Origin of the sequence: Streptomyces huiliensis (assembly GCF_020037025.1) — a bacterium.
Classification (GTDB): domain Bacteria; phylum Actinomycetota; class Actinomycetes; order Streptomycetales; family Streptomycetaceae; genus Streptomyces; species Streptomyces huiliensis.
On sequence record NZ_JAIQLH010000357.1, the window covers coordinates 1 to 9575 of the forward strand.

Annotated in this window: 7 protein-coding genes; 2 read left to right on the plus strand and 5 right to left on the minus strand. The window is 71.5% G+C overall.

The features are described from left to right. Together JNW98_RS33250 and JNW98_RS33255 are read left to right on the plus strand one after the other, a co-directional pair. Nucleotides 1-3427, plus strand: a 3427-nt coding sequence (locus JNW98_RS33250) for a multifunctional oxoglutarate decarboxylase/oxoglutarate dehydrogenase thiamine pyrophosphate-binding subunit/dihydrolipoyllysine-residue succinyltransferase subunit (protein WP_223772022.1), incomplete at its 5' end; no start/stop codon positions are given. Between the two features lie 124 nt (nucleotides 3428-3551). Beyond that, nucleotides 3552-4136: a Uma2 family endonuclease gene (locus tag JNW98_RS33255; RefSeq protein WP_223772023.1), complete on the plus strand. Its 585-nt coding sequence runs from the start codon at nucleotides 3552-3554 to the stop codon at nucleotides 4134-4136. A 39-nt stretch (nucleotides 4137-4175) separates the two neighbouring features. Here the strand turns inward: JNW98_RS33255 and JNW98_RS33260 are convergent, their stop codons facing one another. The 5 genes from JNW98_RS33260 to JNW98_RS33280 form a co-directional block, all read right to left on the minus strand. After that, nucleotides 4176-4562, minus strand: a complete 387-nt coding sequence (locus JNW98_RS33260; protein WP_223772024.1) for a fic family toxin-antitoxin system, toxin component — start codon at nucleotides 4560-4562, stop codon at nucleotides 4176-4178. Further along, on the minus strand, nucleotides 4559-4855 hold the full coding sequence (locus tag JNW98_RS33265) for a type II toxin -antitoxin system TacA 1-like antitoxin (protein WP_223772025.1): 297 nt from the start codon (nucleotides 4853-4855) through the stop codon (nucleotides 4559-4561). The genes JNW98_RS33260 and JNW98_RS33265 overlap by 4 nt, the downstream gene beginning before the upstream one ends. A gap of 29 nt (nucleotides 4856-4884) precedes the next feature. Beyond that, the gene (locus JNW98_RS33270; protein ID WP_223772026.1) at nucleotides 4885-5517 is read right to left on the minus strand and encodes an SGNH/GDSL hydrolase family protein; all 633 of its coding nucleotides are present in this window, start codon (nucleotides 5515-5517) and stop codon (nucleotides 4885-4887) included. A gap of 323 nt (nucleotides 5518-5840) precedes the next feature. Then, nucleotides 5841-8864 (minus strand): FxSxx-COOH system tetratricopeptide repeat protein, encoded by a 3024-nt coding sequence (gene fxsT / locus JNW98_RS33275; protein WP_223772027.1) that lies wholly within the window; start codon nucleotides 8862-8864, stop codon nucleotides 5841-5843. Between the two features lie 69 nt (nucleotides 8865-8933). Next, nucleotides 8934-9575 (minus strand): aKG-HExxH-type peptide beta-hydroxylase (locus JNW98_RS33280; protein ID WP_263421482.1); only part of this gene is annotated, 642 nt, incomplete at its 5' end.

Consider the following 9575-nt stretch of genomic DNA (forward strand, 5'->3'; position numbering starts at 1 on the left):
GCCGGCCGCCGCGAAGCCCGCGGCCAAGGCCGCCGCCGCGCCGGCGACCGAGGCCCCGGCCGGCCCGGAGTACGTGACGCTGCGCGGCCCCGCCGCCGCGGTCGCCAAGAACATGAACGCCTCGCTGGAGCTGCCGACGGCCACGTCCGTCCGCGCCGTCCCGGTGAAGCTGCTGTTCGACCAGCGCATCGTCATCAACAACCACCTGAAGCGCGCCCGGGGCGGCAAGGTCTCCTTCACGCACCTCATCGGCTTCGCCATGGTGCAGGCGCTGAAGCTGATGCCGTCGATGAACTACTCCTTCACGGAGAAGGACGGCAAGCCCACCCTCGTCAAGCCCGAGCACGTCAACCTGGGCCTGGCGATCGACCTGGTGAAGCCGAACGGCGACCGCCAGCTCGTGGTGGCGGCCATCAAGAAGGCCGAAACGCTCAACTTCTTCGAGTTCTGGCAGGCGTACGAGGACATCGTCCGCCGCGCCCGGGTCGGCAAGCTGACGATGGAGGACTTCACCGGGGTCACCGCGTCGCTGACCAACCCCGGCGGCATCGGCACCGTGCACTCCGTGCCGCGCCTGATGCCCGGCCAGGGCCTCATCCTCGGCGTGGGCGCGATGGACTACCCCGCCGAGTTCCAGGGCACCTCGCAGGATGCCCTGAACAAGATGGGCATCTCGAAGGTCATGACCCTGACCTCGACGTACGACCACCGCGTGATCCAGGGCGCCGCCTCCGGCGAGTTCCTGCGGATCATGAACCAGCTGCTGCTGGGCGAGAACGGCTTCTACGACGAGATCTTCGAGGCGCTGCGCATCCCCTACGAGCCGGTCCGCTGGCTCAAGGACATCGACGCCTCGCACGACGACGACGTCACCAAGGCCGCCCGCGTCTTCGAGCTGATCCACGCGTACCGGGTGCGCGGCCACGTCATGGCCGACACCGACCCGCTGGAGTACCGCCAGCGCAAGCACCCCGACCTGGACATCACCGAGCACGGCCTCACCCTGTGGGACCTGGAGCGCGACTTCGCGGTCGGCGGTTTCGCCGGCAAGTCGATGATGAAGCTGCGCGACATCCTGGGCGTGCTGCGCGACTCGTACTGCCGCACCACCGGCATCGAGTTCATGCACATCCAGGACCCCAAGCAGCGCAAGTGGATCCAGGACCGGGTCGAGCGCGGCCACTCCAAGCCGGAGCGCGAGGAGCAGCTGCGGATCCTCCGCCGCCTGAACGCGGCCGAGGCGTTCGAGACGTTCCTGCAGACCAAGTACGTCGGCCAGAAGCGCTTCTCGCTGGAGGGCGGCGAGTCCGTCATCCCGCTGCTGGACGCGGTGCTGGACGCAGCCGCCGAGGCCCGCCTCGACGAGGCCGTCATCGGCATGGCCCACCGCGGCCGGCTCAACGTGCTGGCCAACATCGTCGGCAAGTCCTACGCGCAGATCTTCCGGGAGTTCGAGGGCAACCTCGACCCGAAGTCGATGCACGGCTCCGGCGACGTCAAGTACCACCTGGGCGCCGAGGGCACCTTCACCGGCCTGGACGGCGAGCAGATCAAGGTCTCGCTGGCCGCCAACCCGTCCCACCTGGAGACGGTCGACCCGGTCGTCGAGGGCATCTCCCGCGCCAAGCAGGACATCATCGGCAAGGCGGGCACGGACTTCACCGTCCTGCCGGTCCAGCTGCACGGCGACGCGGCCTTCGCGGGCCAGGGCGTCGTGGCCGAGACCCTGAACATGTCGCAGCTGCGCGGCTACCGCACCGGCGGCACCGTGCACATCGTCATCAACAACCAGGTCGGCTTCACCGCGCCGCCGGAGTCCTCGCGCTCGTCGATGTACTGCACCGACGTCGCCCGGATGATCGAAGCGCCGATCTTCCACGTGAACGGCGACGACCCGGAGGCGGTCGTCCGCGTTGCCCGTCTGGCCTTCGAGTTCCGCCAGGCGTTCAACAAGGACGTCGTCATCGACCTGATCTGCTACCGGCGCCGGGGCCACAACGAGGCCGACAACCCCTCGTTCACCCAGCCGCTGATGTACGACCTGATCGACAAGAAGCGCTCGGTGCGCAAGCTGTACACCGAGTCGCTGATCGGCCGGGGCGACATCACCCTGGAGGAGGCCGAGCAGGCCCTGCAGGACTACCAGGGCCAGCTGGAGAAGGTCTTCACCGAGGTCCGCGAGGCCACCTCGGCGCCCGCGTCGGCCGAGGTCCCGGCCCCGCAGGCCGAGTTCCCGGTCCCGGTGAACACCGCGATCTCCCAGGAGGTCGTCAAGCGGATCGCCGAGTCGCAGGTCAACCTGCCGGAGAACGTCACCGTCCACCCGCGCCTGCTGCCGCAGCTGCAGCGCCGCGCGGCCAGCGTCGAGGACGGCACGATCGACTGGGCCATGGGCGAGACCCTCGCCTTCGGCTCCCTCCTGATGGAGGGCACCCCGGTCCGCCTCTCCGGCCAGGACTCCCGCCGCGGCACCTTCGGCCAGCGCCACGCGGTGCTCGTCGACCGCGAGACCGGCGAGGACTACACCCCGCTGCTCTACCTCTCCGAGGACCAGGCGCGCTTCAACGTCTACGACTCGCTGCTCAGCGAGTACGCGGCGATGGGCTTCGAGTACGGCTACTCGCTGGCCCGCCCGGACGCGCTCGTCCTGTGGGAGGCGCAGTTCGGCGACTTCGCCAACGGCGCGCAGAACATCGTGGACGAGTTCATCTCGTCGAGCGAGCAGAAGTGGGGCCAGACGTCCGGCGTCACCCTGCTCCTCCCGCACGGCTACGAGGGCCAGGGCCCGGACCACTCCTCGGCCCGGATCGAGCGCTACCTCCAGCTCTGCGCCCAGAACAACATGACGGTCGCCATGCCGACGCTGCCGTCGAACTACTTCCACCTCCTGCGCTGGCAGGTCCACAACCCGCACCACAAGCCGCTCATCGTCTTCACCCCGAAGTCGATGCTGCGCCTGAAGGCCGCGGCGTCCAAGGCGGAGGAGTTCACCACCGGCGGCTTCCGCCCGGTGATCGGCGACGCCACGGTGAACGCGGCCGACGTCCGCAAGGTCGTCTTCTGCTCCGGCAAGGTCTACTACGACTTGGAGGCCGAGCGGCAGAAGCGCGGCGCCACGGACACCGCCCTCATCCGCATCGAGCGCCTGTACCCGCTGCCGGGTGCCGAGCTCCAGGCGGAGATCGCCAAGTTCCCCAACGCCGAGAAGTACATCTGGGCCCAGGAGGAGCCGGCGAACCAGGGCGCGTGGCCGTTCATCGCGCTGAACCTGATCGACCACCTCGACCTGGCGGTCGGCGCCGACATCCCGGCCCGCGAGCGGCTGCGGCGGGTCTCCCGCCCGCACTCCTCCTCGCCGGCGGTCGGCTCGGCCAAGCGCCACCAGGCGGAGCAGGCGGCCCTGGTCGCCGAGGTCTTCGACAGCTGATCCGCGGATCCGTCCGTCTCTGACGAACACGGGCCGGGGCCCGTACCGCTTTCACCGGCGGTACGGGCTCCGGCCCGTTCGGTTGGGTGCCCCTTGCCACGACCGCGTCCCCTAGGGTGGCGTCATGACGGCCGCGCCGCGCGAGGAGACCTACCGCCATCTGCGCTCACTGACCGAACGCTTCACGCCGCCGACGCCTCTGAGTTCGCATGTCGAGATCAGCGACGGCCAGATTCTCATGACGACGGTCCCCGCCGGCCGCCATGGCCTGGCGGCCTTGCGCATCGAACGCCAACTCCAGCCGCAGCTTCCCCCCGGGATCGTCGCCACCACCTCGGGCGACATCGAAGCGGCGGATCTAGGACAGCTACGCCGCCCCGACGTCCTCGTCCTGCCCGAAGCCGCCATGGACACGGACGATGCCATCGACCCCAAGGCCCTGCTCGCAGCGGTCGAGATCGTCTCCCCCTCCAATCCGGAGAACGACTACGAGAGCAAGCTGCGCCACTACCCCCGGCTCGGCATCCCGCACTACCTGATCGTCGATCCCCGCGACGGCACCTGCGTCCACTACTGGGCCATCACCGAGAAGAAGGGTGTCCCCGAGTACAGCGCCAGGGTCCCCTACGCCTTCGGCGACGAGATCACCATCAGCGACTGGGTCATCGACACCGGCGAGCTGCCGCGCTACGACGCGGCCCCGCGGTGAAGACCACGGTCCTCGGGCACGAGATGGCCGGGCCGGACCTCAGTGGACGGTCCAGGCGCGGAGTCGTCGGGCCACCCGGGCGACGCCGACGGTCCCGGCGGCCGCTTCCCGGACGAGTGCGACGGCTTCCTTGGGCCGGTACTCCAGGCTGTGCCCGTTCAGGGCGAGGAACGCCTCGGTGGCGTGCCAGGCGAAGCGGTCGTTGGAGTGCTCCAGGCAGGGCATCCGTACGAGGCTCACCAGGAGGGCGCCGGCCTTGAGGTGGAGGGAGCCGTAGATGTCCCGGTCCATCGCTCTGGCGTACATGCGGGCGACGGCCCCGAACAGCGGCCCGTAGTCGTCGACCTGGGGGTCGCCCGGCAGGAGCTCCGCCGCGTGCAGCAGGAAGGGGACGTCGATCCGCAGCGGCTGCTGCTCGTCACTCACGCCGCGCGACCCGGTTCCGTGCGCTCCACGGACGACCGGGCGCTCTCTTCGGCGGACCGCCACTCAGGAGAGGGGTCGCACACGGCGGGCTCCTCGGCGAAGGCGTCGCCGCTCCGGGACATCGAGTCCTGGAACGCCTGAAGGAACTTCGCCTCGATCGCCGTGGCCCGCTCGTAAGCGGCCGAGAGGATGTACTCCTGCATGCTGACGCCGGCTTCCCTGGCGGCAGCCTCGATGGCCCTGCGCTGCTCGGGGTCCGGGAAGCGCAAGCTCATGGCTTTGGGTTCAGGCATGGTATCCACGGTATCAGCGATACCGTCCGTCAGTGGGCCGGAGACGGTCCGATGTCCACCTGTTCGCGGATCCATCCGGCGGTGGCGGCGCGGGCGATCGCTTCGTGGAAGGCCGCCGCCATCTTGGCGTTGCCGGTGTCGTTCGGGTGGAGGTCGTCGACGAGGTCGCGGGGTGTGACGTGGTCCATGCGGACGAGCCCGACGCGGGCTCCCCTGCCGCGCCGTTCCGCGACCAGGGCGGGCAGCGCGGCGTTGAACGCCTCGACGCGCCGCTGGGTGGCGGGGTCGGCCGAGGGGACGAGGGCGGACACCAGGACCGTCATGTCCGGGGCGGCCGTGGTGATGCGGTCGACGAGCGTGCCCAGCCGCTCGGGGGCGGTGTCCACCCGGTAGTCGTCGTGCATGTCGTTGGTGCCGATGTGGAGCAGCACCACGTTGGGGCGGGCCTTCGGCAGCCAGGTGTCGATACGGGACAGCAGACCGTCGATCTTCCAGCCCCAGTGGCCCTCGTGGTCGGGGTCGGGAAGCCGCCCGTTCCGTTCGCCGCCGACGAAGTCGACGACGTCCGCGTGGCCGGCGAGCCGGTCCCACAGGGCGGGCCGGTAGCCGCCGCCGGCCGGGTTGCCGGCTCCGCCGTGGGTGATCGAATCGCCCAGGGGCATCACCGCGAGGCGGGGGACTTTCCAGCCCCGCCCGAGGGCTCTCACTTCCGGCGGCCGACGCGCGGAGCGCTCCGGCTCCCGGCGGTCGCCGCCGAAGGCGCAGGCGGCACCCGTGCCCGCCAGTACCCCCGCGGCCAGCAGGAGGGCCTGCCTCCGCGTGGGAATCCGCCCGGACCCACGGGGCGGCCTCGCCCCGCCGCCCTCCGCCCGGCGTTCGGTATCCAATGCGCCGCTCCTTGAACCGACTCACGTCCGAGAGGTACGTCCTCTCGTACGGACTTGTGAGTCGGCCCGGGACGCGTTCGCGGCGCGGCCTCGGGTCGCTAGCCCAGGTACGGCTCGAAGTCCCAGTAGGGCCGGGACCGCTGGCGGGCCGAGAGGGCGTGGGGGTGCTGGGCGCCCAGGGTGCGGGTGAGGCGTTGGAGGGCGTCTTCCTCCACCTTTTCCGCTTCCTCGTGCTCCCTCAGCGCTCGCAGGTCCGCGGCCAGGGCGACCTCGCAGGAGAGGGTGAAGGGGTGGTCGGGGCCGAGGGCGGTGCGGGCGCGGCGGAGGGTGTCGCGGCTGAGGTCGGTGGCGCTCTCCAGGCGGCCGGTGAAGTTGCGGCCGGCGGCGGCGTTGAGGGCGCAGCCGAGGACCCAGGGGTGGTCGTGGCCCAAGGAGGCGGCCAGGCCCGCGTAGGCGGACTCGAACATGGTGAGCGCCTCGCCGCGTTCGCCGGCGGCCTGGAGGACGAGGCCGGTATTGGAGAGCATGCCGGTGCTGATGGGGTGGGCGGGGCCGAGGAGGGTGCGGAAGCCGCTCTCGCCCTCCTCGATGAGCTCGCGGGCCTGCTGGAGGTCGCCGTGCTCGCGGGCGTAGTTGCCGAAGTCCACGACGAGGCCCATGGTGGCGTAGTGCCGGCGGCCGTGGACCTGCTCCATCTGTTCGAGCAGGCTGGTCATGGCGCCGGTCAGGTCCTGCGGGGCGCCGGCGCGGCGCTGGCAGAGCAGCAGGTTGTGGTGGGCGCGCAGGGTCTGGGGGTGGTTGGCGCCGAGGACCTGGACGTGGAGCCGCATGCCGAGCTCCTGTCGGGCCAGGGCGTCCCCGTAGCGGCCCATCAGGCGCAGGTCGCGGGCGCAGGCGATGCCGGAGACCAGGGTGGCGGCGTGCCGGGCGCGGAGCAGGTTCTCGCGGGCGCGCAGGGTCTCCAGGTCGATGTCGTACGCCTCGGAGTAGCGGCCGAGCAGGCGCAGGCCGACGCCGAGGTTGTGCTGGGCGAGGAGGGTCGTGTAGTCCTCGGGGCCGAGCAGTTCGAGGGCCGTGTTGAGGACCTCGCGCTGCATCTGGAGGGCCTCGGTGTACTGGCCGAGGAAGCGCTGGTCGGCGGCGAGGCAGCTGGTCGCCGTCATCAGGCTGCTGGCGTCGGTGTCCGGGAGGGCGCGCAGCCGCTCCAGCGTCTCCCGGTCGAGCTCGTAGGCGGCCCGGAAGGCACCGCTCGCGCGCAGGATGTTGCTCTGCTGGGTGGTGAGTTCGACCAGCCGGGGGTGCTCGGGCGGGAACATCTCCGACCACTGGATGCGGATCTGCTCCGCCAGTTCGACACCGGTGCGGAACTCGCCGCTGTGCATGCAGTAGCGCAGCAGGTTGAGGACGGTCTCCTGGACCCGGTAGTCGTGGCTGCCGAGCGCGCCGGAGGGCTCCAGGTGCGGCAGGAGTTCGGCGTAGCGCGGCCAGAGCCGGCTGTCCTGGGGGTTGCCCGGGTCGGCGGCGGCGAGCATGCGGCGGACGATGCGGCGGTGCAGCTGCCGTTCCTCGGCGGAGGTCAGCCGGGCGACGATGTCGTGGACCAGCCGGTGCATGTGCACCGACTCCTGCTCCGGGCCGGGCTCGTGGGCCTGGGTGGTGCGCAGGTCGCGTGACTCGCGGGTGAACACCGAGTAGTTGACGAGGGTGTCCAGCGCCCGCGTCCAGCTGGGCAGGTCGGAGACGAGCCAGCCGAGGCTGTCGGGCAGCTGGGCCGGCGGCATGACACGGATGAGGCCGATCGGGATCCGCCCGGCCCCGAACGACGTGCAGAGGGTGAGGAGTTCGACCGCGTGTGGCTGGGTCTCGCGGAGCCGGTTGATCAGTATCGACCAGGACGTGATCATCGAGGTGGGGATGCCGTCGTACTCCCCGTGGTCGGCGGCCAGGCCGGCCACCTCGCCGTCCCGGACCATCCGCAGGTAGTCGGAGACCTCCATGTCCGACTCGCCGAGCCAGGCGGCGGCCTGGACCAGGGCGATGGGCACGTCGCCGAGCTCCGAGGCGACGGCGTCCGCCTGTTCGGCCGAGAGCCGGGGGGCGCGGCGCATCAGGTAGCCGGTGCTCTCGTGACGCTGGAAGCCCGGGACGTCGACGGTGGCGCCGAACCGGTCCCAGCTGCGGTTGCGCGAGGTGATCAGGACGTGCCCCTGGCCCCAGGGCAGGATCTCCTCGACGAGGTCGGTGTCGTCCCAGCCGTCGAAGATGATCAGCCAGTTCTTGTAGGGCTCGCCGCGGCGCAGCGCCTCGCGCAGCGCGCGGATGCGCTCGCCGGGCTCGGAGCCGACGGTCAGGTTCAGTTCGGGGGCGAGCTCGCCGAACCGCTCGCGCTGGGTGCCGCGGGTGTCGGAGTTGACCCACCAGACGACGTCGTAGTCGGAGCTGAACCGGTGCGCGTACTCGGCGGCCATCTGCGTCTTGCCGATACCGGACATGCCGACCAGAGCGCAGACGGCGGTGCCGTGGTCGGCGTCCATCAGCTGCTCCTGGACCCGGTTGAGCAGGTCGTCGCGGCCGGTGAAGCGGCGGTTGCGGCGCGGGACGTCGCCCCAGACGGCCGGCGGGTCGTTGGGGTAGCGGGAGCCGGGGCCGGCGGCGAGGGGGCGCCGGGGCGGGCCCTCGGGCAGCTGGAGGCGGGCGAGGAGCCGGCGCTCGGCCTCCGGCGCGCCGACGCCCCACAGGTCGGCGGGTTCCAGGACGGCGGTGGCGGGGAGGAGCGCCCGGTTGGTGAGGTTGACGGCGGCGAACCGGTCGACGTTGTCCGCGACGATGCCGCGCAGGGCCTCGTTCCACTCGTCCTCGCGGCGCGGGCCGAGCTCGAAGAACCAGTCGCTGAGGACGAGCAGGATCCGGCCGCTGGCCAGCAGCAGGTCACCCAGCGCGACCTCCAGGGGGACCTCGCGGGGCGGGTCCCAGCGCTGGAGCGTCGTGCGGTGGCCGTGGCTCTCCAGCCGGTGGGAGATCCAGGTCGCCCAGGGCCGGTAGAAGCCGGCGAAGACGATGGTGAAGTGCTCACCGACCCGGTCCTGCGCACCGGTGCCGACCTGATACCGCTGCGTGTTCATGCGCGTCCCTCGTTCCTTCGCACCAGCGTGGTCCGGGCGGCCGCCCGGGAGCCCGGCGCGGCGGCATCATCACTGTACGTCATCACATGATGACGCGTCGGCGATACCGGACGCCATGCGCCCTGCCCGTCCCAGACTCGCGAGGAGCCGTTCCATGCCCGTCGCGAACTCCCGGCCCGCAGGAGTCAGTTCACTGGATTCAAGCAGGATGGGCACCGCTTCCGCGACCTGTCGGCGGTACGAATCGCGGCGGGCCCGCGCCTCCTCCCGGACCGCCGCGGGCACGGCGGCCCCGCGGACCGCCCGGTCCCAGAACTCGGCGAGGGCGAGATGCGCGTAGGTGCCCTGGAACACGCCGGCGAGCGGGCGCGGATCGGGCCGCCAGGCCACCCGGTACACGGCCGCGGGGCCGGCGTCGTGCAGCGGGACGAGGTCGTGCAGGACGGCCAGTTTGGTGTGCTGGGTCTCGTGGACGAGCACCTCGGCCAGGTCGGCGGCGGTGTGCGGCAGGGTGGCCAGTATGGCGCCGGGGGCCGCCCGGAAGGTGGCGCTCACCGCGGCCCCGGCGTCGTCCGCCGGCCGGGCGACGGGCACCAGGCAGCGCAGCAGCGCGGTGGTCTCGGCGGCCCGCTGCGGATCGGTGGCGCGCAGCAGGCCCAGGGCGGCCCGCCAGCGGCGGGTCCAGGGCCGGTCGCCGTCCGCCGTGCGGCC